Here is a 23,520-nt window from a genome sequence, read left to right as displayed (position 1 = left end):
CGCGCCCCCTTCCGGGCGCGGTTTTCTTCATTTTACGGACGGATTTCGACATGGCTAAAAAGGCTGACAAGACCCGGGCGAGGCTCCCACGCGGCTTTGTCGACCGCCATGCGAGCGACATTCGCGCCGTCGAAGAGATGAACGCGCGGATCCGCGAGGTCTATGAGCGTTATGGTTTCGACCCGATCGAGACCCCGATCTTCGAATACACCGATGCGCTGGGCAAGTTCCTGCCGGATCAGGACCGGCCCAATGAAGGCGTGTTCTCGCTGCAGGACGACGACGAGCAGTGGCTCTCGCTGCGCTACGACCTGACCGCCCCCCTGGCGCGTCACGTGGCCGAGAATTTCAACGACATCCAGCTTCCCTACCGCACCTATCGGGCGGGTTATGTGTTCCGCAACGAGAAGCCGGGACCGGGCCGTTTCCGCCAGTTCATGCAGTTCGACGCCGACACGGTGGGCGCGCCGGGCGTGGCCGCCGATGCCGAGATGTGCATGATGATGGCCGATGTGATGGAAGCGCTGGGCATTGCGCGCGGCGACTATGTGATCCGCGTCAACAACCGCAAGGTTCTCGACGGCGTGATGGAAGCCATTGGCGTTTCCGAAGACGGCCAGAAGCTGACCGTGCTGCGCGCCATCGACAAGCTGGACAAGTTCGGACCGGAAGGCGTGAAACTGCTTCTCGGCCCCGGTCGCTGGGACGGCGGCAAGGAAGGCGAAGGCGACTTCACGAAGGGCGCCGGGCTGGATGATGCAAACGCCCAGATCGTTCTCGACTACATCGACGGCAAGGCCGGTGGTCTCGAGAACCCGACCTTCCAGTCGGGTGCTTCCGAACTGGCGCAGATCGAGAGCCTGTGCCGCGCAGCCGGCTACGATGAGAGCCGCATCAGCATCGACCCCTCCGTCGTGCGTGGCCTCGAATATTACACCGGTCCCGTTTTCGAGGCCGAGCTGACCGCCGAAATCCCCAATGAGAAGGGCGATATCGTGCGCTTCGGCTCCGTTGGCGGCGGCGGGCGTTATGACGGGCTCGTGTCGCGCTTCCGTGGCCAGCCGGTTCCGGCAACGGGTTTCTCCATCGGCGTATCGCGCCTGATGACCGCGCTGAAGAACCTCGGCAAGCTCGGTCAGGACCCCGTGCTGCCGCCCGTGCTCGTCACCGTCATGGACGGCGACACGGAGGCCATGGCGAAATACCAGCAGTTCACGCAGAAGCTGCGCGCTGCCGGCATTCGCGCCGAGATGTATCAGGGCAACTGGAAGAAGTTCGGCAACCAGCTGAAATATGCCGACCGGCGCGGCAGCCCGGTCGCCATCATTCAGGGGGCGGACGAGCGCGCCAATGGCGAGATCCAGATCAAGGACCTGCTTGAGGGCAAGCGGCTGTCCGCCGAGATCGAAAGCAATGAAGAATGGCGCGAGGCGCGCGTGGCACAGCTGACCGTCAGCGAAGACGAGCTGGTGGATGCGGTGCGCAAGATGCTCGCCGCACAGGCCGGCGAGGCGGCGTGATGACAGCCGCCATCGCAAGTTTCAGCAGCGCAGCGCTCGCCCCTCACCCTTACCCTCTCCCCGCCAGCGGGGAGAGGGAGACATCAACCTTGCGGCCATCTTCCTTCTCCGCGCAGGCGGGGAGAAGGTGCCGGCAGGCGGATGAGGGGCAGCGCCGAAGCCAGATATCGGGCGAAAACCTTGCCCGCAGCGTGAGGCGGGAGATCGCCCCATGACCTTGCGTGCACCCGACTTCGCCGACGAGATCGTCACAATCTTCCAAGAACGCGATGCGGCGCTGACCGACATCGCCATCATCCAGCCGGCCGATCCGTTTCTGGACATGGCCGGCGAGGATTTGCGCCGCCGCATCTTCCTGACGGAGAGCGAGACCGGAGCCAATCTTTGCCTCAGGCCGGAATTCACCATTCCCGTCTGCCGCGACCACATCGACAAGCGCGCCGCCACGCCGCAGCGCTATGCCTATCTGGGCGAGGTGTTCCGCCAGCAGCGCGAAGGCGGTGCGGAATTCCTTCAGGCAGGCATCGAGGATCTGGGCACAAGCGACCGGGCGGGAGCCGATGCGCGGTCTCTGGCCGATGCGCATGCGCTTCTGGCGCGCGTTCTGCCGGGCGAGACACTGTCCGTGACGCTTGGCGATCAGGCGGTGTTTGAAGCGGTGCTGGCGGCCCTTGGCCTGCCGCGCGGCTGGCAGATGCGCCTCACCCGCGCCTTCGGCTCGCAGACGCTTTTACAGGCGGCGCTCGACGACCTCGCCAATCCGCAGGGCACGGCCAATCTGCCGCGCGCGATTGCCGGTCTGGTGGCGCGGGGCGATGAGGCAGCCCTTGCCGAACATGTCGGGACGGTCATGGAAGAGACCGGCCTTTCGCCATCCGCCGGGCGCACGCCCGAAGAGATCGCCCGCCGCCTGATCGAAAAGGCCGAGTTGCGCAGCGTTCGGTTGACGGACGAGGCGATGAGCGCGCTCAAGACGTTCGTCTCCCTGCGCGTGCCCTTGGCCGAGGCCGGCGAGCGGCTTTCGGCCTTCGCCTCCGACAACGGGCTGATCCTCGACGACGCGCTCGAAACCTTTGCCGCGCGTGCCGAACGCATCGAGGCCGAGGGCCTGCCGCTCGACGCGCTGACCTATGACGCCGGCTTTGGCCGTCCGCTCGATTACTACACCGGTTTCGTGTTCGAGATCGCCGCTTCGGATGCAGTGCAGCCGCTGGCCGGCGGCGGGCGCTATGACCGGCTCCTGACGCTTCTGGGCGCAGAGACGCCCATTCCCGGCGTCGGCTTTTCCATCTGGCTCGATCGCGTTGCAGCACTCAGGGAGACGGCGGCATGAGCATCACCATCGCCCTGCCCTCCAAGGGCCGCCTCAAGGAAAACGCGCTGGCCCAGCTCGAAAAGGCCGGCCTGACCGTTCACCTGCCGGAAAACGACCGCAGCTACCGCGCGACGCTGGAAGGCGTGGACGGCGTGGAGATCGCGTTCCTTTCCGCATCCGAAATCGCCCGTGAGCTGGAGCGCGGCACGGTCGACCTCGGCGTTACCGGCGAAGATCTTGTGCGCGAAACCATTCCCGACTGGGAACGCAAGGTGGAGATCGCCGCGCGGCTGGGCTTTGGCCGGGCAGACGTGGTGGTTGCGGTGCCGGAAGTCTGGTTCGACGTGGCCACCATGGCCGATCTGGACGATGTGGCCGCCGATTTCCGCCACCGCCACGGACGCCGCCTGCGGATTGCCACGAAATACTGGCGGCTGACGCAGCAGTTCTTCTCGCAGAAGCACGGCATTCAGGTCTACCGCATCGTGGAAAGCCTCGGCGCGACCGAAGGTGCGCCGGCAGCCGGTTCCGCCGACATCATCGTCGACATCACCTCGACCGGCTCGACGCTCGACGCCAATCACCTGAAGGTGCTCGACGATGGCGTGATCCTGCGTTCCGAAGCCTGCCTCGTGGCAGCGCTGCGCGAGCGTCCGGCAGCCGACGCCGCGGCGCTGGAAGCGCTGACGGCCCGCTTCTCGGTCTAGAGTTCTTGCGCAATTCCGGACGGAAAACCGGTTCCCGTTTTTCCTGGAATTGCTCTGGACATTTCACAGCCAGCGATTTTTCCCGTTTTCGCGAGAATTCGGGAAAAATCGCGGGAATTCGCTCGTTTTAATGCGTTTTCGGAAATTTTGGACGGGCCATGAAAGAGGCCGTCCAGAACGCCCCCACCATCACCAGCGTGGCTGCGAAGGCGAGCATCAGATAGAGATCATAGCCGCCGCTTGCCGCCCACAGCGCGGCGACGCCCAGCGGGGCCAGCGCCTCGATCGTGCGTGACGGCGTGATGAGCGCGCCGTTGATCGCGCCATAGGCCTCGCGGCTCAGCATTTCGGGAACGGCAAGGCCGCGCACAATGGTCATCATGCCATTGGCTGCGCCGTAAACGGCTGCAATCGCCGCGATCAGAAGCACGTGCGGCGGCGCGAAGGCATAGCCCAGAAGCACCAGCGGAAACACCGCGACCATGGCAGCGCCGATGAGGCGTACGGGCGCATTCGGCGCAAACGTCCAGATCACGATGCGGCCCGCCACCTGCGCCGGGCCGATGACCGCGACGATGCTCACCACTTCGGCGGCACTCAGCCCCCGCTCCAGAAGCAGCGGATAGATGTGGAAGCTCAGGCTGGAGAACACCCCGGCGTAAAGCACCAGGAACAGCGCCAGCGCCCAGAACACCGGCTGACGAAACGCCCAGAACACCGCTTCGCGCCCGTTCATGACCGGCCGTGCGCCCTCGGCTGCCGGCTCTTTCGGCCTGTCGCGGGCAGGATCGATCACCGTGAAATAGAGGCTCGCGCACACAAAGGCGTTGATCGCGCCCAGCACCATCAGCGCACCGCGCCAGCCAAGCGTCGCGATGAGCCATTGCACCAGCGGCACGAAAACCGTGCTGGCAAAACCGCCCCAAAGGGTGAGCGCGGTGATGGCGCGCCGCGCCTCAAGCGCACCGACGCGGCGGGCAAGCACCGCAAAGGCCGGCTCGTAAAGCGTTGCCGCCTGAAGCCCGCCAAGCAGCGGCACAACCACATAGAAGAAGGCGATGCTGTCGACCTGCGACCACAGGAGATAGAGGAGCCCCGCCGTCAGCGATGCGCCGCTCATGACCCAGCGCCCATAGCCCCGGTCGATGGCCGCGCCAACCGGATAGGCGGCGAAGGCTGCCAGAAGAAGCCCCGCCGTCGCACCGCCGTAAAGAAGCGGCTTCGACCAGCCGAGTTCGACGCGCATGGCTTCGGCAATGAGCGGGAAACTGTAGAAGATCGAGCCCCAGGAACAGATCTGCGCGATGCCGAGCGCCGTAATCATGCGCCTGTATCCAGGCTCAGCGGTCCGGGAGCGCGCCATCGTCAGTTTTCCCCGGAGCTCTGGGGCTGGCAGCTCTCGACACAGCATTCGTCCACGAGATAACCGATCAGTGCATGCATGGCCGGGTAGTGCGCCCGGCAGATCAGCGTGGTGCCCTGCCGCTCGCGTGTGATGAGGCCGGTTTCCAGAAGCTTCTTGCAATGATGCGAGAGGGTGGAGGCGGGCATGGAGAGCCGCTCCTGCAACCCGCCGACGGGCATGCCCTCGCCACCCGCACGCACAAGCATGCGGTAGATGCGCAACCGCACCGGATTGCCGAGCGCTTCAAGCTGGGAGGATGCGGTTTCAAGTTCCATGGTACGGACGCCTAAATCCCAGCGCCCGCACTGTCAATCTTATTTCGAAAATATTCGAACTATTCATCCACGACGCGCAGGCGTAGCTGGCCGGAGCCGGGACCGCCCTCGCCGGTCGGCGGTTTTGGCGCAAGGCGATTGTCGTCCTTTGCCGGTTTCTCCGCCTCGCCCGCGCCCAGTTCCAGCGCCTCGATCTTCTCGCCGCGCCTGGTGACCTTTTCGGTCGAGGTCAGGATCTGATCGATGTCGCGGTTGGCCTGCATGAAATGGGTCTGCAGCTTGCGCACCCTTTCATCAAGCCGGCCCACATCCTGCATCAGCCGCACCACTTCGGCCTGAATCAGGTGCGCCTGCTCACGCATGCGCGCATCCTTGAGCACTGCCTGAATCACCTGGATCGACAGCATGAGCAGCGACGGGGAAACGATCACCACGCGGGCGCGGTGGGCGCGCTGAACGAGGTTTTCGAAATTCTCGTGGATCTCGGCGAAGATCGATTCCGACGGCACGAACATGAACGCCGTGTCCTGCGTTTCGCCAGTGAGAAGATACTTTTCCGAAATCGCCCTGATATGCACATCGATATCGCGCCGGAACGCCGCCTCTGCCCCCTTGCGCGCTTCGGGACTGCCGCCCTCGCCTTCCGAGGCGGCGCGAATGGCGTTCCACGCCTCAAGCGGAAACTTGGCGTCGATCACCAGCGAAGGCGCGTCATTGGGCATCTTCACCACGCAGTCGGGCCGGCTGCCATTGGAGAGCGTGGCCTGAAACTCATAGGCCCCATGCGGAAGGCCATCGGCAATGATCGCCTCCATGCGAGACTGACCAAAGGCCCCGCGCGTCTGCTTGTTGGAGAGGATCTGCTGGAGCTGCACCACCTGGCCGGCAAGCGACTGGATGTTGTTCTGTGCGGTATCAATGACCGCCAGCCGCTCCTGCAGCTTCGCCAGGTTCTCATGCGTCGACTTGGTCTGCTGATGGATCGACTGGCCAAGGCGCGTGCTCATGCCATCAAGCCGCTCCGACAGGGCGCGGGTGAGTTCGGCCTGCCGGTTGCCGAACACTTCGGCAATCGACCCCATGCGCCCCTGCAACTCGGCCTGCGCCCGTGTGAGCTCGACCATGCGCGCCTCGGCCTCGCGGGCATGTTGCGCCGCTTCCGCGGCTGCGACCGCGCGCGCCCGTGCAGCGCGCCAGAGCCCGGCGATCAGCAGGACCATGAGACCAAAGAGCAGAGCGCCGCCAGCCAGCAACAGCTGCCCCAGCGTGAAGGTGCTCGCGCCGAGCTGCGCCACCGGTGCTGCGAAAATGTCGGACATCTGCTTCATCCCGCCATGTTGGAAGCATGGGACCGAAAGGTGAAAACCGGGTTCGGCTATTCCGATGCTCGCTCAATAATTTAGATCGCTCATCGCGCGTCCGAACGGGACACAGGGCGATCTGGTGGATTCGGGATAGCACTATAAGATCAAAACGTGAACAGGCATTGTGTATTGACGTTCCGCCGGTCAGGGCTTACCTGACAGCCATGACCATCAAACCGCTTGTTCTTCTTCCGGACCCGATCCTGCGCGAAACCTCCAAATCGGTGGAGCGCTTTGACGATCAGTTGCGCACATTCGCCGACGACATGCTGGCGACCATGTATGACGCGCCGGGCATCGGCCTTGCCGCCATTCAGGTTGGCGAGCCGCTTCGCATGCTGGTGATCGACGTTGCCGAGAAGGACGAAGAGCCGGCTCCGCTCGTGGTCATCAACCCCGAGATCGTGGCCAGCACCGATGCGCGCAACGTGCATGAGGAAGGCTGCCTTTCCATTCCCGATTACTATGCCGAGGTGGAACGCCCGGCCGGTGTGACGGTGAACTACTTCGATGTCGACGGCAAAGAGCAGACGGTGGAGGCCGACGGCCTGCTCGCCACCTGCCTGCAGCACGAGATCGACCACCTGAACGGCGTTCTGTTCATCGACTATCTGTCGAAGCTGAAGCGCGACATGGTGGTGCGCAAGTTCAGGAAACTCGCCAAGGACCGCCCGCCCGCGCGCATGGTCGGCTGACGCCGCCCCTCTGCTGCCGCGACCGATACGGGCATTCTCGCCTGCGGGGCTTGACCTTCAACCGGTAAATCCGCTTCAAGCACCCGCATGGGCGCTGATGCGCTCATTTCGTTTACTGGACGCATCGGACACGCGGCATGGCACTTCGTCTCATCTTCATGGGCACACCGGATTTCTCGGTCGCCACCCTTCAGGCGCTGGCCGGGGCCGGTCACGAAATCGTGGCCGTCTACTCCCAGCCGCCGCGCCCCGCCGGACGGCGCGGGCTTGAGCTGACCAAATCGCCCGTACACCGCGCCGCCGAGGAACTGGGCATCGAGGTGCGCACACCGAAATCGCTGAAAAGCGAAGAAGAACAGGCAGAGTTCAGCGCGCTCAATGCGGATGCGGCGATTGTCGTTGCCTATGGCCTGCTGCTGCCCAAAGCCATTCTGGAAGGCACGCGCCTTGGCTGCTTCAACGGCCATGCCTCGCTTCTGCCGCGCTGGCGCGGCGCGGCTCCGATCCAGCGTGCGATCATGGCCGGCGATGCAGAAACCGGCATGATGGTGATGAAGATGGACGAGGGGCTGGACACCGGCCCTGTCGCCATGACGGAGCGCCTTGCCATCACCCCCGACATGACCGGCGGCGAACTGCATGACGCCATGCGCGAAACAGGCGCGGCGCTGATGGTGAAGGCGATGGATGCGCTTGAGAAAGGCGCGCTTGAACTCACCCCGCAGCCCGAAGACGGCGCGACCTACGCCAGGAAGATCCTGAAAGACGAGACACGGGTGGACTGGTCCCGTCCCGCGAAGGAAGTGCACGACCACATTCGCGGGCTCTCGCCCTTCCCCGGCGCATGGTGCGAAATGCAGTTCGGCAGCAAGCCGGAACGCGTGAAACTTCTGCGCACGGTGCTCGCCAGCGGCGAAGGCGCGCCCGGTGAGGTGCTGGACGACACGCTGACGATTGCCTGCAGCGATGGCGCGGTGCGGCTGAGCGAAGTGCAGCGCGCCGGTGGCAAGCCGATGAAGGCGGTGGACTTCCTGCGGGGCGCGAAGCTCGAGAAGGGGACCGTGCTCCCATGAGCGCCATCACCATCCGCCCGGAGACTGAGGCCGACCGCGATGCGGTTCATGCCCTGCTGACCGCCGCCTTTGACGGCGATGGCGAGGCCGGGCTTGTTGCGGCCCTTCACGCGGCGGGTGACGCCGTGCTGGCGCTGGTGGCCGAAGCCGATGACGGCGCGATCTGCGGTCATGTGCTTTTCTCGCGCCTGACCGTCGAGAGTGGCGGCGGCAGCTTTCCGGCGGTGTCGCTCGCGCCGCTTGCCGTTCTGCCGGAGCACCAGCGGCAGGGCATCGGCGCGCAGCTTGTCGAGGAGGCGCATCGGCGTCTCAGAGCTGCCGGCGAGACGCTTTCCATCGTGCTCGGCGAGCCGGCCTATTACGGACGTTTCGGCTACACGCATGAGGATGCAGCCGCCTTCGACAGCGACTACCAGTGCGCGGCGCTGCAGGCCGCCCTTTGGGGCGAGACACCAACAACAGGACGGCTGGTCTACGCACCGGCCTTTGGCGGGCTCTGACCATGGCGCGTTTTCGCATCGACATCGAATATGATGGCGGCCCCTATTTCGGCTGGCAGCGTCAGGCCACGCATCATTCCGTGCAGGCCGCGCTGGAGAACGCCATTCTGGCCTTTTCCGGTGAGACGGTTACGCTGTTTGGCGCAGGACGCACCGACACCGGCGTGCATGCGCTGGCGCAGGTGGCCCACTTCAACCTGACGCGTGAATGGACCGCGCGCACCGTGCAGAACGCCATCAATGCGCGGCTGGCCATGGCCAAGGAAACCGTGGCCGTGATCGAGGCCGCCGAAGTGGCCGACGATTTCGACGCCCGGTTTTCCGCCAGGGCGCGCCATTATCTCTATCGCATTCACAACCGCCGCCCGCCGCTGACGGTGGACCGCGCACATGCCTGGCATGTGGCCGCGCCGCTGGATGTGGACGCCATGAACGAGGCGGCGCAGCGGCTGATCGGCACGCATGACTTCACCACGTTCCGCGCGGCCCAGTGTCAGGCAAAGAGCCCGATCAAGACGCTGGAAAAGCTGGAGGTGACCCGTGACGGCGCGTTTGTGGAGATCCGCGCCTCGGCCCGCTCCTTCCTGCACAACCAGGTGCGCTCCTTCGCCGGAACGCTGAAGCGCGTTGGTGAAGGCGGCTGGGATGCAGACGCGGTCACGCGGGCGCTGGAAGCACGCGACCGCAAGGCCTGCGGCCCGGTGGCGCCCCCGCATGGGCTCTACCTGACGCAGGTGGACTACTAGCACAAGCAGTTCAAAAACCCGCACCAGAATGCCGCTGACACAGTGAGAGGAAGCGGCAGCAGAAGCGTTACGCCAAAAACGAACCGTCAGCCCCGGACAGCTGCGGCACCAGCCTTCCCGGCAACGTGATCTGCAAGTTTGTTCAGCGTCTGTGTGCCGAACTCGACTGCACCAAATCCGATAACGGCGGCGCGGCGCTCCGGCGTCGGGTGCATCTGGCGCAGGGTGACAACGGTTTTGCCGTTATCCTGCTCATCAAAAGTGACCAGAAGCCGGAAGCGGTCCGGATCGTTGTCTACATCCCGGCCGTGATCGAGTTCGATCAGAACCGGGGTCTCGATCCGCAGAAACGCCATCCGGTTGGAAAACCGCGTACCGTCGGGGGCGATCATGTCGAACCGCCAGACGCCGTTTGCCCGAATGTCCACTTCATGGGACTCGATCTGGAAACCCTCAGGTCCAAACCACTGCACGATTTGCTTCGGATCGGCCCACGCCTGAAAGACCGTTTCGCGATCACCATCAACGACACGCGCGATGACGATTTCCTTGTCCAGCGGCCAGGTTTCCCAAGGCGAAGCCGGAGCTGCGGGCTTATCAATCATCTGATTTCTCCGTCCTTGTCTTTGCAATGTGAGCTTCAAGACGATCCAGGCGGCTCTCCCATTGTCGCCGTTGGGAAGCCATCCATTCTTCGGCGCTTCTCAAAGCCGATGGATTCAACGAACAGACACGGCTCCGCCCCTCGCGTCTCGACACGATCAGACCTGCATCTTCCAGAACGCCAAGGTGCTGCGTGAAGGAGGGCAGCGCCATGTCAAATGGAGCCGCCAACCGGGATACGGTTGCATCCCCTTCGCTTAGCGCCCGGATCACTGCGCGTCGGGTTGGATCAGCAAGCGCAGCGAAAGTCTGTTCGATAAGTGGCTTTTGCTTAGGCATTGACCTAAGCATAGCAGATTCTTCACTTAGGTCAAAACCTAAATGAAAGCGACCGACCTGTATCGCAGCCGCAAGCACTCCACGAAGATCTAGACAATCTCGGCGGGCCGCGCGGCTTTCGGCACCGGCCAGGATGGCGTGATGCCCGGCTGCGGCGGGCGCTCCAGATAGGTGGAGAGCACCACATAGCTGCGTGTCGCCTTGACGCCGGGCGTGTCGTAGAGCCGGGCGAGCAGCCCTTCGAGCGCGCGCGTGGAAGCGGCCCGCACCTTCAGGAGCATGCAGGCGTCTCCCGCCACCGAATGCACTTCCTCCACCTCGGGACATTCGGCAATCGCCATTAACGCCGGTGTCTTGCCCCAGCCGCTCGTGTCGACGTGAATGAAGGCCAGCAGCCCCTTGCCCACCGCGCCGGGATCGATGAGCGCGGCCATCCGGCGGATCGCGCCGCTTTTCTTCAACCGCTTCACGCGCTCATGCGCGGCAGGTGCGGAAAGGCCCACCCGCTTGCCCAGCTCCGCGTAGCTGACCGTCGCGTCTTCGACCAAGACGGCTAATATTTTTCGGTCCATGGGGTCGAGCTGCTGGGTTGCGGAGGCCAGCGCGTGAATATCATCTGTTTCTTTCATGGTTCGGCAAATTCCGATTGAAGCTTAATTTGGTTCGGACATTATGCGCATATGTCGAAGCTCAATCAAACACCTGTCGATGGCGACCTGGCGCTTGCGCTGGACACGCGCATTCCGCCAACGGTCTTTCTGCTCACCGGCTGCGTGGCGGTGATCGGCTGCAATTCGCTTGTTCTTTCGCCCATCGCGCCGGAAGTGTCGCGCTCTCTTGGCGCGTCGGTTCAGGGCGTCATGATCGCCTCGGCGGCGTTCGGTCTGGGCACGGCGGGCAGCGCCCTTTTCCTTGCCCGCCACATCGACCGGCTGGGAGCGTGGCGCATGCTGCGGATGGCTTTTGCCGTTCTGGCGGTCGCGCTGGGCGTCAGCGCCGTCGCGCCGCTGCTGGCCGTTCTCGTGGCGGCGCAGCTCGTCGCGGGCCTTGCGGCAGGCATCGCACTGCCGGCGATCTACACCAATGCGGCGACGGTGGCTCCGTCGGGACGCGAGACCGAAACGGTCGGCATCGTCCTGACCGGCTGGACCCTGAGCCTCGTGGCGGGCGTCTCCCTTTCGGCGGTTCTGGCGGACATGCTGCACTGGCGCGCGGTGTTTGCGCTGGTCTGCCTTCTGGCAGTGGGCGCCTTTCTCGTGCTCGCCTTCAACGGACGCCGGGACACGCTCTCAGAGGAGCCCGCCATGGCCCCGCTGGCGGCCCTGCGCACGCCGGGGCTCGTGCCGCTGCTTCTGGCCTGCGGCGCGTTCATGGGCTCCTTCTATGGCGTCTACGCCTATGTCGGCGACCATCTGGCCAATGCGCTCGGCAAGCCGGTCAGCGCCAACGGGCTGCTGACGCTGGTCTACGGTCTCGGTTTCGGGGCGGCGGTTCTGCTCGACAGGCCGGTGCAGAATCTGGGCGTCCGCAATCTCCTGCCTTTCGCCTTCGCCTTTGTGGCGGCGGTCTATCTGGCGATCCTTTGGGGTGCGGACAGTTTCGAGACCCTGCTCGCCATTGCCTTCGTCTGGGGGCTGGCGAACCATCTGGGCCTCAACATGCTGATTGTCCGGCTGACCGGCATCGCGCCCACGCGCCGGGGCGCGATCATGGGGCTGAACAGCGCCACGACCTATATCGCCGCCTTTGCCGGGACGCTCGCTTTCGGGCCGGTCTATGCGGGGTTCGGGCTTGGAGCGACGGCGGCAGTGGCCGCGCTTCTGATGCTGTTTGCGGCCATCGCCGCTGCGCGCTGACCGGGGGCTGCGCCTTGTTCATGGTCCCGATTGCGGGCACTATGCCCTGACTGCATTCGCAATCGGGGTACGCCATGCATCGATTTTGGACCGGGTTCCTGATCCTTCTTCTGCTCGCAGCCCCCATCCGGACAGCCGCCGCACAGGTGCAGACCGACACGCCGCCGGACATCGACACGCTGATGATAAGGTGGGATGCTTCGGCTGCCCGCGCGGAAGAAGCGCTCAGAAACCGGCGGGCTTCCACCGATGCGCTTGAGGCGCTGAGGACCGAAATTGCGGGGCAGCGCACAGAAGCGTTCGAGATTATCGAGCGCGGCGACATTCTCACGCTCACCCTGCAGGCGCAGCTTGATGCGCTCGGTCCGCCACCGGCTGACGGCGCGGAGGAAACACCCGCCATCGCCGCCCGCCGCGCCGAGCTGACGGAAGCGTTTGACGCCGCCAACAAGCCGATCCTTGCCGCAAAACAGGCCTTCAACCGCGCCGAAGTACTGATCGACGAGATCGACAAGCTGATACGCTCACGCCAGCGAACGGACCTGTTCGAGCGCATTCCCTCGCCACTTGTGCCAACCCGCTGGCTGCCCGCCTTTGCAGAGCTCGGCGACTATCTGAGTGGCGTTGCAAGCGAGGTTTCCGGCGCAGTGCGCGACCCGACGCGCGGCCTGCTTTCGCGCCAGCGCATCCCCATCGCGCTGGCGCTTTTCGGCGGCAGTCTGGTGATGCTGCTGGCGATCCAGCCATTCATTCTGCGCCGGATGGATGCCGGGGTGAATGCCGCGATCCGCCCGATCCGACGCAACCTGCTTCTCGGCCTTTCACTGGCGCTCCGCTTCATTCTGCCGCTGATCGCCGGCCTGCTCTTCTTCGGCGCATTCGCGAGCCTCGGGCTGACGCTCTATGAAGGGCGCTCGCTCAACACGATTGCGCTTACGCTGCCCATGTTGCTGGTGTTCTCATACTGGCTGGGCCATGCGCTTTTCGCCCCAACCCTGCCCGGTTTTCGCTTTGTTGAAATGTCCGACAAGGCGGCCCGGACCGCGACCCGTATCTGCCTTGGGCTCGGCGGCATGCTGGCGCTGGAAATCATGCTGGAGCAGATGGAGAAGGACTACAGTTTTGCGCCGGAAACACGCTCCGTTCTGGCAACCACGGTGGTCCTTCTGGGAAGCCTGCTCCTGTGGAGACTGGCTTCGCTTCTGGCCAGATCGGACAAACCGCCGGAAGAATCCACCGCGCGCACAGATGCGGACCATGAGGACGCCACGGCGTTTCATCCCCGCGCGCTGATCGCCTATCTGATCCGCCTTGCCGCCATTGCCGCCGTCGTTTTTTCCCTTGCGGGCTATGTGGAAATCGCCCGCGATGCGCTCGGTCCCATGATCCGCTCGCTCGGCCTGCTTGGCGTGGCGCTTGCCGTCTACCGGCTGCTTGTCTCGGCCTCGCACATCGCGGTTCGCGAGGAGAAGGCCGTCTCCTCGCTGATGCCTTTTGCGGCCGCCACCATCGTGGCGCTTGCCACGCTGCCGCTGTTCGCCCTGATCTGGGGCGCGCGGGAGGCCGACATCTCCGATGTCTGGATCCTGCTGACCGAGGGTGTCGAGTTCGGCGGCACCCGAATTTCATTCGGCGTGGTGGTGATGCTCGTCGCCATCTTCGTGATCGGCGTGATCCTGACGCGCTGGCTTCAGCGCATGCTGAGCACGACCGTTCTGCCCAAGACACGCCTCGACAGCGGCGGGCGCAATGCGGTGGTGACCGGGCTTGGCTATGTGGGCATCACGCTATCCGCGCTGATCGCGGTGTCGACAGCCGGGCTGGACCTTTCGAGCATCACCATCGTTGCCGGCGCGCTTTCGGTGGGCATCGGCTTTGGCCTGCAGGCCATCGTGTCGAACTTCATTTCAGGCATCATTCTCCTGATCGAGCGGCCCATCAAGGAAGGCGACTGGATCGAGGTGGCGGGAAACTCGGGCATCGTGCGCAAGATTTCCGTGCGTTCCACCCGCATCGAAACCTTCGACCGGCACGAGGTGATCGTGCCCAATGCAGACCTGATCGCCGGCACCGTGACCAACATGACCCTGAGCAGCCACACGGGGCGGCTGATCGTGCCGGTGGGCGTTGCCTATGGCAGCGATCTGGAAAAGACGCGCGAAATCCTTTTGGAGAAAGCGCGGGCGCACCGGCTGGTGCTGAAATATCCGGAACCGGTGGTGCTGTTCATGGGGCTCGGCGAAAGCGCGCTCGACTTCGAGCTGCGCTGCTTCGTCAACGACGTCTATTCCGTGCTGTCGGCCAGATCGGATCTCCTGTTCGAGATCTACAGGGCGCTGAGCGAAGCAGGCATCGAGATACCCTTCCCGCAACGCGATGTGAGCCTGCGCAATGTGGGAGACATTGTCGACGCGGTGACATCCAGACGCGATGGCGGACAGGCGCCGAAACCCGCGCCCGACCCTGCCTAGGGTCAGGACCCTAGAAAGGCTTCACGGGCTGCTTCAGACCCTAGCCTGCGCGCGTCAGCCCCAGAAGCCCCTCAAAGGTGAACAGAACGCCGAGCGAGGCTGCGAACATGGCTGCGAAGACGGCGGAAGCGACGGCTGGCCCCTTGCCGATGGCCGCATTCGTCAGACGCCAGGAGAGCACAAGCGTGCCGATGAAGATGACGAAGGTGAGAAGATTGGCGAGTTCCGCCGCAGCCGGGATGAACAGGCGGATCAGCATGGCCGGCAGCGTGATCCACGAAAAAAGCGCGGACGCCCAGTTGCTCGCCACCACATAGTGCACAAAGCGGTCCGCAATGCCCGCCGGCCGCGCCACCAGCGCAAGAATGGCGAACGGGATGACCCAGGTGGCGATATCCGTGACCATAAGGCGGTTGAAGAGCGCGAACCGGGCCGCGACAACCTCGCCGCCCGCCAGCTCGTTTGAGATGGTCACCCACCCGACAACGAGCGGCGGGAAGGCGACCAGAATGGCGAAGAAGGAGTTCCAGAACCCGTCAGCCGACAGGTCGAGCAGGCGCAGCCCATCGGAACGCCCCATCATCATGCGCCAGACGCCGGCAAAATACTGCTGGATCTCGGCAAAGGACGGCATTGTCAGGCGAACCAGTCTTCAAGGAAGCGCAGATAAATCTGCGTGAGGGTTTCCAGATCGGCCAGCGCAACGCGCTCGTCGACCATGTGCATGGTCTGTCCGACAAGGCCGAACTCGACCACCGGGCAATAATCCTTGATGAAACGCGCATCCGACGTGCCGCCGGACGTGGAAAGCTCGGGCCGCGCGCCCACGACGGCTTCGACCGAAGCCGAAAGGGTTGCGACCAGCCTGTCATCACGCGTCAGGAAGACCGGGCTTGGCCGGCCGAGCCATTCGATGTCGAAATCCACCGGCTCGTCCGCATTGCCGCGCAGTCGGTTTGCGGCCGCGGCGCGATCCAGCCGGTTGTGGATTTCGGCCTGCAGGCTTTCCGCGCTCCACGTGTCGTTGAAGCGAATGTTGAAAACAGCGCTTGCGCGCGCCGGGATCACATTGGTGGCCTTGTTGCCGACATCAACCGTGGTCACTTCCAGATTGCTTGGCTGGAAATCCTTCGTGCCTTCATCAAAGGGCTGTTCGAGCAACGCCTCAAGGAGCTGCATAAGCCCCGGCACCGGATTGTCTGCGCGGTGCGGATAGGCCACATGGCCCTGACGCCCATTGACGGTGACGCGGCCGGACAGCGACCCGCGACGGCCGATCTTGATCATGTCGCCGAGCGCATCGGGATTGGTCGGCTCACCGACGATGGAGGCATCCCATTTCTCGCCGCGTTCTGCGGCCCATTCCAGAAGCTTCACCGTGCCATTGATGGCCGGGCCTTCCTCATCGCCCGTAATGAGGAACGAAACGGAGCCTTTCGGCTTGCCATGGGATTTCACATAGCGCGCAAGCGCGGCGACGAAACAGGCAATGCCGCCCTTCATGTCCACCGCGCCGCGGCCATACATCTGGCCATCGGCAATCGCGGCGGCAAAGGGCGGGTGCTTCCAGGCGGCTTCATCGCCCGGCGGAACCACATCCGTGTGCCCGGCAAACATCAGATGCGGGCCGTCTCCGGCGAGTTTGCCGTAGAGATTCTCAATGTCGGGGGTGCCATCCTCGGAGAAGACGGGACGCTCGACCGTGCAGTCCAGCGCCTTCAACATGCCCTGAAGCACGGAAAGCGCCTGACCTTCGACCGGCGTGACGGAAGGACAGCGGATTAGCTCGGCGAGATTCGCCGCGGGATCGGTAGGCAGTGTCATAGGTGAGAGGGATAATCCAACCGCGCGCGGCTGTCACGCAGCAAGACGCCGCCACCGCCCTCTATTGCTTCGGCGCGTTGGTCCGCTCGCCATATTCGTTTGCGCCAGGATCGCCCGGATAGAGACACAGGACGATAAAGGCGAGGATCGAAACCATCGGAACGAAAAGTGCGAAGGCGAACATGCCGGACTTTCCGAAATCGTGCAGGCGCTTGACGCCAAGCGCGACCGAGGAGAATGCCGACAGCATGAACATGCCCCAGAAGAGCAATGCCCACACGCCGCTGGCGCCGCTGCCTTCCGGCGCCAGGGTGAAGCGGTAAAGCACTAGGGCCTGCAGGACCGCCAGAAGCAGTCCCGCCAGAAAGAAAGCCGCGCGGCTGACCCGTCCGGAGAAACCCAGGAACAGCCATGAGATCTGATTCTTGGTCATCGCGCCGCTCCGCCTGCCCGTTAGTCGCGCAGGAGTTCGTTGATCGAGGTCTTGGAGCGTGTCTTCTCGTCGACCCGCTTCACGATCACCGCGCAGTAAAGGCCGGGACCCGGCTCGCCATTGCCCATGGGCTTGCCGGGCATGGAGCCGGCGACAACCACCGAATAGGGCGGCACTTCGCCATAGAAGATTTCGCCCGTGGCGCGATCGACGATCTTGGTCGACTTGCCGATATAGACGCCCATGCCGAGCACCGAGCCTTCGCGCACGATGCAGCCTTCGACCACTTCCGAACGCGCGCCGATGAAGCAGTTGTCCTCGATGATGGTCGGGCCGGCCTGCATGGGCTCAAGCACACCGCCAATGCCAACGCCGCCGGAAAGGTGGACGTTCTTGCCGATCTGCGCGCAGGAGCCGACGGTCGCCCAGGTGTCGACCATGGTGCCCTCGCCCACATAGGCGCCGAGATTGACGAAGGACGGCATCAGGACGACGCCGGGCGCGATAAAGGCCGAGTGCCGCACAACGGCGTTGGGCACGGCGCGGAAACCGGCCTTCTCGAACTCATTGGCGCTCCAGCCATCGAACTTGGAGGCAACCTTGTCCCACCAGACCGCATCGCCCGGTCCGCCCTTGATGATCTGCATCGGGTTGAGACGGAAGGAAAGAAGCACCGCCTTCTTGAGCCACTGGTTCACCTTCCAGGAGCCATCCTCCTGACGCTCTGCGACGCGGGCCTTGCCGCTGTCGAGCAGACCGAGAGAGGCTTCGACGGCCTCGCGGATCTCACCACGGGTCTCAGTCGAAACGCCGTCGCGCTCTTCGAATGCGTTTTCGATTGTCTTTTCCAGCGCGGCGACATCGATGTTCGTCATGCTTGCGGCTCCATTGAACAAGCTGTTAAGGGCTCAGCCATAAGTTTGGGAGAAGGACCCAAGGCCGGCGCGGAAACTATGCGAAGCGCGTGTGGCGGTCAATCACGGGATCGCGCGCCAGCGCGGCAAAGCACCGAAGGCCAGAGTGCCGAAGGACGGAAACAGGAACAGGAACATGAAAACCAAAGACGAGAATGGCTGGACGCCTCTGCCGCATTCCGACGAGGATCTGCGCCGCGCCCGCCAGGTGCCCGATACGCCCCAGACCCGCGCGGACACCTATCGCCTCGCCTGGAATGACGAAGACTTCATGACGCGGCGCGAGCTGCGGCCCGTGCGCCTGCAGCTGGAGCTCTTGAAGCCCGAAATGGTGCTGGCCGAGCGTGGCATCCGCTCGACCGTGATCCTGTTCGGCGGCGCGCGCCTGCCCGAGCCCGGCGGTGACGCCTGGGCGGCCAAGAACGAGACGCAGCGCAAGAACCTCGAAAAGAACAGCCGCTACTATGAAGAGGCGCGCAAATTCGCGCGGCTGTGCTCGGAAGAATCGGCAAAATCCTATTACCGCGAATATGTGGTGGTGACGGGCGGTGGCCCCGGCGTGATGGAAGCCGGCAATCGCGGTGCTGCCGATTGCGGCGCGCCCTCCATCGGTCTCAACATCGTGCTGCCGCATGAGCAGGCGCCGAACGTCTATGTGACACCGGAACTCTGCTTCAACTTCCACTATTTCGCGATCCGCAAGATGCATTTCATGATGCGCGCGAAAGCCGTGGCCGTGTTCCCCGGCGGTTTTGGCACGATGGACGAGCTGTTCGAATCCCTGACGCTGATCCAGACCGGCCGCATGGAGCGGGTGCCTGTCATTCTGTTCGGCAAGGAATTCTGGGAAGGCGCGATCGACCTCGGCTTCCTCGCCGAGCAGGGCACCATCTCCCCCGGTGACGACGAGCTGATCACCTTCGTCGACACGGCGGAGGAAGCCTGGGAAAAGATCTCCGCGTTCTACGAACTGTGAGAGGCTGATCAAAACGCATGAAGGCAAGCCCTGCCGACACGAGCTGGTTTGAAAGCCTGCGCCGCGATGCGAAGCTTTTCGCGGTCGTGGGCCTTCTTTCGCTCGTCATGGGCCTGTTGCAGCCGCTCGCAGTGGCGGCTGCCGCCCCGGCCTCCTACGGCTTCGTCATCTGCACGACCTACGGGGTCGGCAAGGCGGCTGACGGGAACCGCCAGCACCCGCGAAACGCCGAGTGCCCGCTTTGCCTGACAGGGCATTCCTGCAGTTTTCAGTTTGCACCGGCAACGCCGCCGCTTCCCGCGACCGCGCTTCAGACACCGGCGCGCGAACGCGGCATTCGCACCGCATGGCGACAACCTGCCCGCCTCTCGACACAAGGCGACACGCCGCCCTCCATCCGCGCACCGCCCCTGACTGCCTGACACCGCCAAACCGGGCTTCGGCCCTTTGAAAGATCAGACAGAAAGACAGACAATGCGCTTCAACATTCTCCTCGCGGCTGCTGCCGCCCTGCCCCTTCTTGCATTCAACGCCAGTGCGGAAAGCACGCCAAAGGCGGACGCGGCGACAAGCGAAACCGCCGACGCCACGATGAGCCATGCCATTCAGGCCGGCGACCTCAGGATCAGCGATCCGTGGGTGCGCGCGATGCTGCCCGGCCAGCCCGCAGGCGGTGGCTATCTGGTGATCGAGAACACCGGCGCGGAAGACGACACGCTCACGGCCCTCGCCTCGCCGCGCGCCGGCAAGGTGGAAATCCACACGATGGAAATGAACAATGACGTGATGGTGATGCGCCCGGTTGAAGGCGGCCTGACCATTCCGGCCGGTGAGAGCGTGACGCTGGAGCCCGGCGGCCTGCACATCATGTTCATGCAGGTGGAGAAGGGTTTTCAGGAAGGCGAGACCGTTCCGGTGACGCTGGAATTCGAGAAGGCCGGCAAGGTGGAACTCGAGCTTATGGCCGGGCCGGCGCGTGGCGGCATGCCCGAAGCGGGGCATAACCACTAGCAACGACGCTCCTGCCATTAGAAGCCCCTGGGGCAAAAGTCATTGGGGCAGAAGCCACCGGGCGGGGCGTGATCGCGCCCGCCCGATTTTCATTCGGGATCAGACCCGGATGTTCTTCAGGAAATCAGTGAGATTGTCGGTGACGAAATCGACATCGTCTTCTTCATCCGGGTCCTGTTCCCAGATTTCCGCGAACGCCGGTTCGAAATTGTTGGGCACCACGAGAACCGTGGTCATGCCGAGTTTCTTCGGAACGGCCAGATTGCGGGCCAGATCCTCGAACATCACGGCCTTTTCGCCCACCACCCGGTGAAGGGCCAGAAAACGGTCATAGGTGGCCGCAGCCGGCTTGGGCAGAAGGTCGGCGGCGACGATGTCGAAAATATCGTCGAAATGGTCGAGCACGCCGAGCTGACGCGCCGCACGCTCTGCGTGACCGCGATCGCCATTGGTGAAGATGAACTTGCGCCCGGGCAGCGCGCGGATCGCGTCACCAAGCTTCGGATCGGGATCGAGCCACGAATAGTCGATGTCGTGGACCTTTTCGAGGAAGTCGTCCGGGTTGATGTTGTAGCGCTTCATCAGCCCGTTGAGCGTCGTGCCGTATTCCCTGTAGAGATCCTTTTGCAGCGCTCTCGCCTCTGTGCGGTCGAGCTGCAGAAGCTCGGACACATAGGCCGTCATCTTCACATCGATCTGCGAGAACAGATTGCTGTGATGCGGATAGAGCGTGTTGTCGAGGTCAAACACCCAGTCGGTGACGTGGGTGAAGCGGTCGGGAGCGGGCTGGTTTCTCATGCCTCCGTTATGGCAGACCTTCCGCGCCACCGGCAATCCGGTTGCGGGGGTTTTCACCTGCCAGGTGAGCACGCGTCTTGTGCCAGTGCGGCTTCATTGTCCGTCGGATGCCGGGACAGGCAAACGGTCCACGTTCAGTCCCTTTTTGATGCAGAAGGACTGGGTTCGCGAGAGCGTGCCCACGTCCAGGCGGTTCCTCGCATTCTCGCAGGCGCCCGCGCTGTTGAACTCCGCAGACGTCATTCCGACGGTCCGGAAGCCCAGATAGATCGTGACCAGAACGTATTTCATCCTCTGCTCTCCTCGTCTTCAAGAGGGTGGCAGGCCAGCACTTGGATTGGGTCGATCCTGTCTGGGCAGAGGCCTGTAAGTGGCAGTTTTCTTTCGCTGCCGCGGTGACTATACACGTTTGCGACAACATCCCAAGGCAATTGAGCCGGAAGACGACAGAAGGCGAAGCATGGAACTCTGGATACCGATCACCATCGCCGCCGCCTTTCTGCAGAACCTGCGTTCCGTCGGTCAAAAACACCTCAAGGGTGTGATGGGAACGACCGGGGCGACCTTCGTGCGCTTCGGGTTCGGCATGCCCTTCGTGCTTGCTCTGTGGCTGGCGCTGCATTTTGCCGCCGGCTACGGGATCCCCGAAATTCACGGCACCTTTCTTGCCTGGACCATTCTTGGCGGACTGGGACAGATTTCCGCGCAGTTTCTGCTGATCTATCTCTTTTCCTTTCGGAATTTCGCTGTCGGCACCGCCTACTCGCGCACCGAACCGGCGCAGGCCGCGATCTTCGGTCTCGTCCTGCTTGGCGAGGTCGCCGGTTTCGGCGCGCTGGTTGCCATCGCGGTGACGGTGATCGGCGTGATGCTGATTTCGGTCGCCCGTGTGCCGATGAGCTGGGGCAATCTGTTCCGCTCGCTGATCAGCCCCACGGCGCTGATCGGCCTTGCCTCGGGCACGCTGTTCGGCGTGACGGCGGTGGCCTATCGCGCGGCCTCGCTCTCGCTTGGCGGGCCGAACTACCTGATGCAGGCGACGACGACGCTCGCCGTCACCATCAGCTTTCAGACCGTCATCATGCTGGCATGGATGCTGTGGCGCGACCGCGCCGAGGTGGGCAGGATCGCGCAGGCCTGGAAGCCTTCGCTCTTCGTGGGCTTCGTCGGCGCTGCGGCATCGCTCGGCTGGTTCACCGCCATGACCCTGCAACAGGCGGCGGTGGTGAAGGCGCTGGCGCAGATCGAGATGATCTTCACCTTCGCCTCCTCCGTCTTCTTCTTCCGTGAACACATCAACCGCACGGAAGTGGCAGGCTGCCTGCTGATCGTCGCGGGCATCCTGCTGCTGGTGCTCTGGTAGGCTACTTCTGGCAGGCTACTGGCCGTTCCAGGCAGAGGCGTCCGGCGAGCGGGCGCGTTCGCCAAAGAGTTCGAGCGCCGCGTTGAGCCCGTTGATGGCCGCCGGCCAGCCGCCATAGGCCGCCATCTGCAGGATCACTTCCAGAATTTCGCGTTCGCCCGCACCCGCCGCCAGCGCATGCTCGATGTTCACCTTGAGCTGGGGCGCTGTCTGCCCGCCAAGCACCGTGAGCGCTGCCACAGTGGCGAGCTGGCGCGTTTTGAGGTCGAGCCCCTCGCGGGCGTAGAAACGCCCATAGGCGCTTTCGATCAGCGTTTCTGAAAACCCCGGCAGGACCGCATCATAGCGCTCTGACAAAATATCTTCGAGATCGGGATTGAGCCTTGCGGCGATGGCCCGCCCCTTTTCGAGCGCGGACGCATTTGGGGCGGTTTCAGCGACGGTTTCAATGGTCATGGGTCTGGTCCTTCCGGCCGTCTTCGGCGCGGTGGCGCGCTTCGATTTCGGCATAGTTCATGATCTTGTAGTCGAGCAGTTCGACGCATTCCTGAAGTTCGGCGATCTTCGCCAGAACCAACATGCGCTGATGCTCCAGCATCTCGCGGCGCTCGGCGGAGCTTCCTTCGCCCTCACGGCGCAGACGCGCATAGGTCTCGACATCGGCAAGCGGCATGCCCGTGGCCTTCAACAGCTTGATGAAGTTCAGCCATTTGACGATGTTGTCGTCATAGGCGCGCTGGCCGCCCTGCCGCCATGGCGGATCAATGAGGCCGAGCTTTTCGTAATAGCGCAGCGTGTCGATGCTCAGGCCGGTGCGCCTTGCCACTTCGCCAATCTTCATGCGGCCTCCCCGACTGGCGACAGCGCGTCTTCGAGCCGGGCGCTGTCCTCACAGAACTGATAGTGTGTGATCTTGCCTTCGCGCACGCGGCAACGCAGGACCCATTCGCTGAAGAAGCGCTTTCCGGTCGCGGCGACGATGTGGTCAAGCTGCCCGCTGGCAAAGGCAACGCCCTCACCCGCTCCAAGGTGCTCCACTGTAAGCGACTGGCTTTTGAAGGTGCGTCCGAGTGCGGCAAGGAAGGTGCGGAAGCCATCATGCCCGCAGCGCGCGCCATAGGGCGGAACGGAGGGCTTCGGCTCGGCGCGGACGCCAATGATGACGGCATTTTCCGCCACGAAGGCGCAGGCCCCGTCGACATCGCCTGCCTTCAGCGCCGCAAGGAAATTCTCGATGATGATCTGCTCTTGCATGTGTGCATCTCCATTGTGTGCACACATGCATCTACTTGCTGGAGTGAACTCCAGGTCAAGCGGGTTTTCGCGTTTTTT

Annotated in this window: 28 protein-coding genes; 13 read left to right on the top strand and 15 right to left on the bottom strand. The window is 63.7% G+C overall.

The genetic code is table 11. The annotated features are described in order from the left end of the window. Window positions 1–50: 50 nt before the first annotated feature. The 3 genes from hisS (at window position 51) to hisG (ending at window position 3,542) form a co-directional block, all read left to right on the top strand. The gene (gene hisS, locus NDI72_RS18530) at window positions 51–1,520 is read left to right on the top strand and encodes a histidine--tRNA ligase (RefSeq protein ID WP_113154327.1); all 1,470 of its coding nucleotides are present in this window, start codon (window positions 51–53) and stop codon (window positions 1,518–1,520) included. Between the two features lie 211 nt (window positions 1,521–1,731). Beyond that, entirely contained in the window at window positions 1,732–2,853 is a 1,122-nt protein-coding gene (locus NDI72_RS18525; protein WP_283801338.1) for an ATP phosphoribosyltransferase regulatory subunit, read from the top strand. Beyond that, the gene (gene hisG, locus NDI72_RS18520) at window positions 2,850–3,542 is read left to right on the top strand and encodes an ATP phosphoribosyltransferase (RefSeq protein ID WP_206544718.1); all 693 of its coding nucleotides are present in this window, start codon (window positions 2,850–2,852) and stop codon (window positions 3,540–3,542) included. Before NDI72_RS18525 ends, hisG begins: the two co-directional genes overlap by 4 nt. A 127-nt stretch (window positions 3,543–3,669) precedes the next feature. Here hisG and NDI72_RS18515 read toward each other — a convergent pair whose 3' ends face one another. Genes NDI72_RS18515 through NDI72_RS18505 form a run of 3 tightly spaced genes read right to left on the bottom strand, consistent with a single transcriptional unit; the run spans window position 3,670 to window position 6,550 of the window. After that, window positions 3,670–4,866, bottom strand: coding sequence for an MFS transporter (locus NDI72_RS18515; protein ID WP_283801336.1), 1,197 nt, complete (start codon window positions 4,864–4,866; stop codon window positions 3,670–3,672). A gap of 41 nt (window positions 4,867–4,907) precedes the next feature. After that, complete coding sequence (locus tag NDI72_RS18510; protein WP_113154323.1) at window positions 4,908–5,222, bottom strand: ArsR/SmtB family transcription factor; 315 nt, start codon at window positions 5,220–5,222, stop codon at window positions 4,908–4,910. 59 nt (window positions 5,223–5,281) lie between these two features. After that, on the bottom strand, window positions 5,282–6,550 hold the full coding sequence (locus NDI72_RS18505) for a DNA recombination protein RmuC (RefSeq protein ID WP_206993842.1): 1,269 nt from the start codon (window positions 6,548–6,550) through the stop codon (window positions 5,282–5,284). A 200-nt stretch (window positions 6,551–6,750) separates the two neighbouring features. On the opposite strand from NDI72_RS18505, the gene def reads away from it, so the two are divergent. The 4 genes from def to truA all read left to right on the top strand — a co-directional run bounded on the left by def (window position 6,751) and on the right by truA (window position 9,600). Continuing rightward, window positions 6,751–7,281 carry a peptide deformylase gene (def, locus tag NDI72_RS18500; protein WP_113154321.1) on the top strand — a complete coding sequence of 177 codons (531 nt, stop codon included), beginning with the start codon at window positions 6,751–6,753 and terminating at the stop codon, window positions 7,279–7,281. 137 nt (window positions 7,282–7,418) lie between these two features. Continuing rightward, window positions 7,419–8,354, top strand: coding sequence for a methionyl-tRNA formyltransferase (gene fmt, locus NDI72_RS18495; protein WP_206547146.1), 936 nt, complete (start codon window positions 7,419–7,421; stop codon window positions 8,352–8,354). Continuing rightward, complete coding sequence (locus NDI72_RS18490; RefSeq protein WP_206993843.1) at window positions 8,351–8,854, top strand: GNAT family N-acetyltransferase; 504 nt, start codon at window positions 8,351–8,353, stop codon at window positions 8,852–8,854. The genes fmt and NDI72_RS18490 overlap by 4 nt, the downstream gene beginning before the upstream one ends. Window positions 8,855–8,856: 2 nt before the next feature. Continuing rightward, complete coding sequence (gene truA, locus NDI72_RS18485; RefSeq protein WP_113154318.1) at window positions 8,857–9,600, top strand: tRNA pseudouridine(38-40) synthase TruA; 744 nt, start codon at window positions 8,857–8,859, stop codon at window positions 9,598–9,600. An 86-nt stretch (window positions 9,601–9,686) separates the two neighbouring features. Here truA and NDI72_RS18480 read toward each other — a convergent pair whose 3' ends face one another. The 3 genes from NDI72_RS18480 to NDI72_RS18470 all read right to left on the bottom strand — a co-directional run bounded on the left by NDI72_RS18480 (window position 9,687) and on the right by NDI72_RS18470 (window position 11,171). Continuing rightward, window positions 9,687–10,205: an SRPBCC family protein gene (locus tag NDI72_RS18480; protein ID WP_283801332.1), complete on the bottom strand. Its 519-nt coding sequence runs from the start codon at window positions 10,203–10,205 to the stop codon at window positions 9,687–9,689. Next, complete coding sequence (locus tag NDI72_RS18475) at window positions 10,198–10,542, bottom strand: ArsR/SmtB family transcription factor (RefSeq protein WP_206544802.1); 345 nt, start codon at window positions 10,540–10,542, stop codon at window positions 10,198–10,200. The genes NDI72_RS18480 and NDI72_RS18475 overlap by 8 nt, the downstream gene beginning before the upstream one ends. A gap of 89 nt (window positions 10,543–10,631) precedes the next feature. Then, window positions 10,632–11,171, bottom strand: coding sequence for an Lrp/AsnC family transcriptional regulator (locus NDI72_RS18470; protein WP_206547142.1), 540 nt, complete (start codon window positions 11,169–11,171; stop codon window positions 10,632–10,634). A gap of 51 nt (window positions 11,172–11,222) precedes the next feature. Here NDI72_RS18470 and NDI72_RS18465 point away from each other — a divergent pair, with 51 nt between their 5' ends. Both NDI72_RS18465 and NDI72_RS18460 read left to right on the top strand, forming a co-directional pair. Beyond that, entirely contained in the window at window positions 11,223–12,398 is a 1,176-nt protein-coding gene (locus tag NDI72_RS18465) for an MFS transporter (RefSeq protein ID WP_283801330.1), read from the top strand. A 74-nt stretch (window positions 12,399–12,472) separates the two neighbouring features. After that, window positions 12,473–14,869: a DUF3772 domain-containing protein gene (locus NDI72_RS18460; RefSeq protein WP_283801328.1), complete on the top strand. Its 2,397-nt coding sequence runs from the start codon at window positions 12,473–12,475 to the stop codon at window positions 14,867–14,869. A 40-nt stretch (window positions 14,870–14,909) separates the two neighbouring features. Here NDI72_RS18460 and NDI72_RS18455 read toward each other — a convergent pair whose 3' ends face one another. From NDI72_RS18455 to dapD, 4 genes are all read right to left on the bottom strand, one after another. After that, window positions 14,910–15,503 carry a transporter gene (locus tag NDI72_RS18455; RefSeq protein WP_206993847.1) on the bottom strand — a complete coding sequence of 198 codons (594 nt, stop codon included), beginning with the start codon at window positions 15,501–15,503 and terminating at the stop codon, window positions 14,910–14,912. A 2-nt stretch (window positions 15,504–15,505) separates the two neighbouring features. Continuing rightward, a complete protein-coding gene (gene dapE, locus NDI72_RS18450) occupies window positions 15,506–16,693 on the bottom strand; it encodes a succinyl-diaminopimelate desuccinylase (RefSeq protein WP_283801326.1) in 1,188 nt (395 codons plus the stop codon). Window positions 16,694–16,754: 61 nt separating this feature from the next. Beyond that, a complete protein-coding gene (locus tag NDI72_RS18445; protein WP_113154312.1) occupies window positions 16,755–17,126 on the bottom strand; it encodes a DUF805 domain-containing protein in 372 nt (123 codons plus the stop codon). A 20-nt stretch (window positions 17,127–17,146) separates the two neighbouring features. Then, complete coding sequence (gene dapD, locus NDI72_RS18440) at window positions 17,147–18,001, bottom strand: 2,3,4,5-tetrahydropyridine-2,6-dicarboxylate N-succinyltransferase (RefSeq protein WP_113154311.1); 855 nt, start codon at window positions 17,999–18,001, stop codon at window positions 17,147–17,149. Window positions 18,002–18,176: 175 nt separating this feature from the next. Here dapD and NDI72_RS18435 point away from each other — a divergent pair, with 175 nt between their 5' ends. Genes NDI72_RS18435 through NDI72_RS18425 form a run of 3 tightly spaced genes read left to right on the top strand, consistent with a single transcriptional unit; the run spans window position 18,177 to window position 20,027 of the window. Further along, window positions 18,177–19,016, top strand: a complete 840-nt coding sequence (locus NDI72_RS18435; protein ID WP_113154310.1) for an LOG family protein — start codon at window positions 18,177–18,179, stop codon at window positions 19,014–19,016. A gap of 17 nt (window positions 19,017–19,033) precedes the next feature. After that, window positions 19,034–19,438, top strand: a complete 405-nt coding sequence (locus NDI72_RS18430) for a DUF2946 family protein (RefSeq protein ID WP_283801325.1) — start codon at window positions 19,034–19,036, stop codon at window positions 19,436–19,438. A gap of 52 nt (window positions 19,439–19,490) precedes the next feature. After that, the gene (locus tag NDI72_RS18425) at window positions 19,491–20,027 is read left to right on the top strand and encodes a copper chaperone PCu(A)C (RefSeq protein ID WP_206547135.1); all 537 of its coding nucleotides are present in this window, start codon (window positions 19,491–19,493) and stop codon (window positions 20,025–20,027) included. Window positions 20,028–20,126: 99 nt separating this feature from the next. On the opposite strand, the gene NDI72_RS18420 is transcribed toward NDI72_RS18425, so the two are convergent. Beyond that, window positions 20,127–20,825 carry a pyrimidine 5'-nucleotidase gene (locus NDI72_RS18420; protein WP_113156190.1) on the bottom strand — a complete coding sequence of 233 codons (699 nt, stop codon included), beginning with the start codon at window positions 20,823–20,825 and terminating at the stop codon, window positions 20,127–20,129. Between the two features lie 93 nt (window positions 20,826–20,918). Further along, window positions 20,919–21,116 carry a hypothetical protein gene (locus NDI72_RS18415; protein WP_206544705.1) on the bottom strand — a complete coding sequence of 66 codons (198 nt, stop codon included), beginning with the start codon at window positions 21,114–21,116 and terminating at the stop codon, window positions 20,919–20,921. A gap of 169 nt (window positions 21,117–21,285) precedes the next feature. Here NDI72_RS18415 and NDI72_RS18410 point away from each other — a divergent pair, with 169 nt between their 5' ends. Then, window positions 21,286–22,188 carry an EamA family transporter gene (locus tag NDI72_RS18410; protein ID WP_206547134.1) on the top strand — a complete coding sequence of 301 codons (903 nt, stop codon included), beginning with the start codon at window positions 21,286–21,288 and terminating at the stop codon, window positions 22,186–22,188. Window positions 22,189–22,203: 15 nt separating this feature from the next. On the opposite strand, the gene NDI72_RS18405 is transcribed toward NDI72_RS18410, so the two are convergent. The 3 genes from NDI72_RS18405 to NDI72_RS18395 are packed head-to-tail and all read right to left on the bottom strand — an operon-like array spanning window position 22,204 to window position 23,442. Further along, the gene (locus tag NDI72_RS18405) at window positions 22,204–22,644 is read right to left on the bottom strand and encodes a carboxymuconolactone decarboxylase family protein (RefSeq protein ID WP_283801324.1); all 441 of its coding nucleotides are present in this window, start codon (window positions 22,642–22,644) and stop codon (window positions 22,204–22,206) included. Beyond that, window positions 22,634–23,029 (bottom strand): MerR family transcriptional regulator, encoded by a 396-nt coding sequence (locus tag NDI72_RS18400; RefSeq protein WP_206544702.1) that lies wholly within the window; start codon window positions 23,027–23,029, stop codon window positions 22,634–22,636. The genes NDI72_RS18405 and NDI72_RS18400 overlap by 11 nt, the downstream gene beginning before the upstream one ends. Beyond that, the gene (locus tag NDI72_RS18395) at window positions 23,026–23,442 is read right to left on the bottom strand and encodes a nuclear transport factor 2 family protein (protein ID WP_162742248.1); all 417 of its coding nucleotides are present in this window, start codon (window positions 23,440–23,442) and stop codon (window positions 23,026–23,028) included. The genes NDI72_RS18400 and NDI72_RS18395 overlap by 4 nt, the downstream gene beginning before the upstream one ends. Window positions 23,443–23,520: the final 78 nt, after the last annotated feature.

The sequence above is a fragment of the Nitratireductor sp. GZWM139 genome (assembly GCF_030068685.1).
GTDB classification, from domain to species: domain Bacteria; phylum Pseudomonadota; class Alphaproteobacteria; order Rhizobiales; family Rhizobiaceae; genus Nitratireductor; species Nitratireductor aquimarinus.
This window is presented reverse-complemented; position numbering and strand designations above follow the sequence as displayed.

What these genes read in the sequence shown, in the direction of transcription:
- dapD (WP_113154311.1), bottom strand. Translation starts at nt 18,001, where the DNA reads ATGACGAACATCGATGTCGCCGCGCTGGAAAAGACAATCGAAAACGCA.
- NDI72_RS18510 (WP_113154323.1), bottom strand. Translation starts at nt 5,222, where the DNA reads ATGGAACTTGAAACCGCATCCTCCCAGCTTGAAGCGCTCGGCAATCCG.
- hisS (WP_113154327.1), top strand. Translation starts at nt 51, where the DNA reads ATGGCTAAAAAGGCTGACAAGACCCGGGCGAGGCTCCCACGCGGCTTT.
- hisG (WP_206544718.1), top strand. Translation starts at nt 2,850, where the DNA reads ATGAGCATCACCATCGCCCTGCCCTCCAAGGGCCGCCTCAAGGAAAAC.
- NDI72_RS18405 (WP_283801324.1), bottom strand. Translation starts at nt 22,644, where the DNA reads ATGACCATTGAAACCGTCGCTGAAACCGCCCCAAATGCGTCCGCGCTC.
- NDI72_RS18420 (WP_113156190.1), bottom strand. Translation starts at nt 20,825, where the DNA reads ATGAGAAACCAGCCCGCTCCCGACCGCTTCACCCACGTCACCGACTGG.
- NDI72_RS18395 (WP_162742248.1), bottom strand. Translation starts at nt 23,442, where the DNA reads ATGCAAGAGCAGATCATCATCGAGAATTTCCTTGCGGCGCTGAAGGCA.
- NDI72_RS18480 (WP_283801332.1), bottom strand. Translation starts at nt 10,205, where the DNA reads ATGATTGATAAGCCCGCAGCTCCGGCTTCGCCTTGGGAAACCTGGCCG.
- NDI72_RS18415 (WP_206544705.1), bottom strand. Translation starts at nt 21,116, where the DNA reads ATGAAATACGTTCTGGTCACGATCTATCTGGGCTTCCGGACCGTCGGA.
- NDI72_RS18430 (WP_283801325.1), top strand. Translation starts at nt 19,034, where the DNA reads ATGAAGGCAAGCCCTGCCGACACGAGCTGGTTTGAAAGCCTGCGCCGC.
- NDI72_RS18435 (WP_113154310.1), top strand. Translation starts at nt 18,177, where the DNA reads ATGAAAACCAAAGACGAGAATGGCTGGACGCCTCTGCCGCATTCCGAC.
- NDI72_RS18490 (WP_206993843.1), top strand. Translation starts at nt 8,351, where the DNA reads ATGAGCGCCATCACCATCCGCCCGGAGACTGAGGCCGACCGCGATGCG.
- NDI72_RS18515 (WP_283801336.1), bottom strand. Translation starts at nt 4,866, where the DNA reads ATGATTACGGCGCTCGGCATCGCGCAGATCTGTTCCTGGGGCTCGATC.
- NDI72_RS18525 (WP_283801338.1), top strand. Translation starts at nt 1,732, where the DNA reads ATGACCTTGCGTGCACCCGACTTCGCCGACGAGATCGTCACAATCTTC.
- NDI72_RS18445 (WP_113154312.1), bottom strand. Translation starts at nt 17,126, where the DNA reads ATGACCAAGAATCAGATCTCATGGCTGTTCCTGGGTTTCTCCGGACGG.
- NDI72_RS18505 (WP_206993842.1), bottom strand. Translation starts at nt 6,550, where the DNA reads ATGAAGCAGATGTCCGACATTTTCGCAGCACCGGTGGCGCAGCTCGGC.
- truA (WP_113154318.1), top strand. Translation starts at nt 8,857, where the DNA reads ATGGCGCGTTTTCGCATCGACATCGAATATGATGGCGGCCCCTATTTC.
- fmt (WP_206547146.1), top strand. Translation starts at nt 7,419, where the DNA reads ATGGCACTTCGTCTCATCTTCATGGGCACACCGGATTTCTCGGTCGCC.
- NDI72_RS18455 (WP_206993847.1), bottom strand. Translation starts at nt 15,503, where the DNA reads ATGCCGTCCTTTGCCGAGATCCAGCAGTATTTTGCCGGCGTCTGGCGC.
- NDI72_RS18400 (WP_206544702.1), bottom strand. Translation starts at nt 23,029, where the DNA reads ATGAAGATTGGCGAAGTGGCAAGGCGCACCGGCCTGAGCATCGACACG.
- NDI72_RS18470 (WP_206547142.1), bottom strand. Translation starts at nt 11,171, where the DNA reads ATGAAAGAAACAGATGATATTCACGCGCTGGCCTCCGCAACCCAGCAG.
- def (WP_113154321.1), top strand. Translation starts at nt 6,751, where the DNA reads ATGACCATCAAACCGCTTGTTCTTCTTCCGGACCCGATCCTGCGCGAA.
- NDI72_RS18460 (WP_283801328.1), top strand. Translation starts at nt 12,473, where the DNA reads ATGCATCGATTTTGGACCGGGTTCCTGATCCTTCTTCTGCTCGCAGCC.
- NDI72_RS18410 (WP_206547134.1), top strand. Translation starts at nt 21,286, where the DNA reads ATGGAACTCTGGATACCGATCACCATCGCCGCCGCCTTTCTGCAGAAC.
- NDI72_RS18425 (WP_206547135.1), top strand. Translation starts at nt 19,491, where the DNA reads ATGCGCTTCAACATTCTCCTCGCGGCTGCTGCCGCCCTGCCCCTTCTT.
- dapE (WP_283801326.1), bottom strand. Translation starts at nt 16,693, where the DNA reads ATGACACTGCCTACCGATCCCGCGGCGAATCTCGCCGAGCTAATCCGC.
- NDI72_RS18475 (WP_206544802.1), bottom strand. Translation starts at nt 10,542, where the DNA reads ATGCCTAAGCAAAAGCCACTTATCGAACAGACTTTCGCTGCGCTTGCT.
- NDI72_RS18465 (WP_283801330.1), top strand. Translation starts at nt 11,223, where the DNA reads ATGTCGAAGCTCAATCAAACACCTGTCGATGGCGACCTGGCGCTTGCG.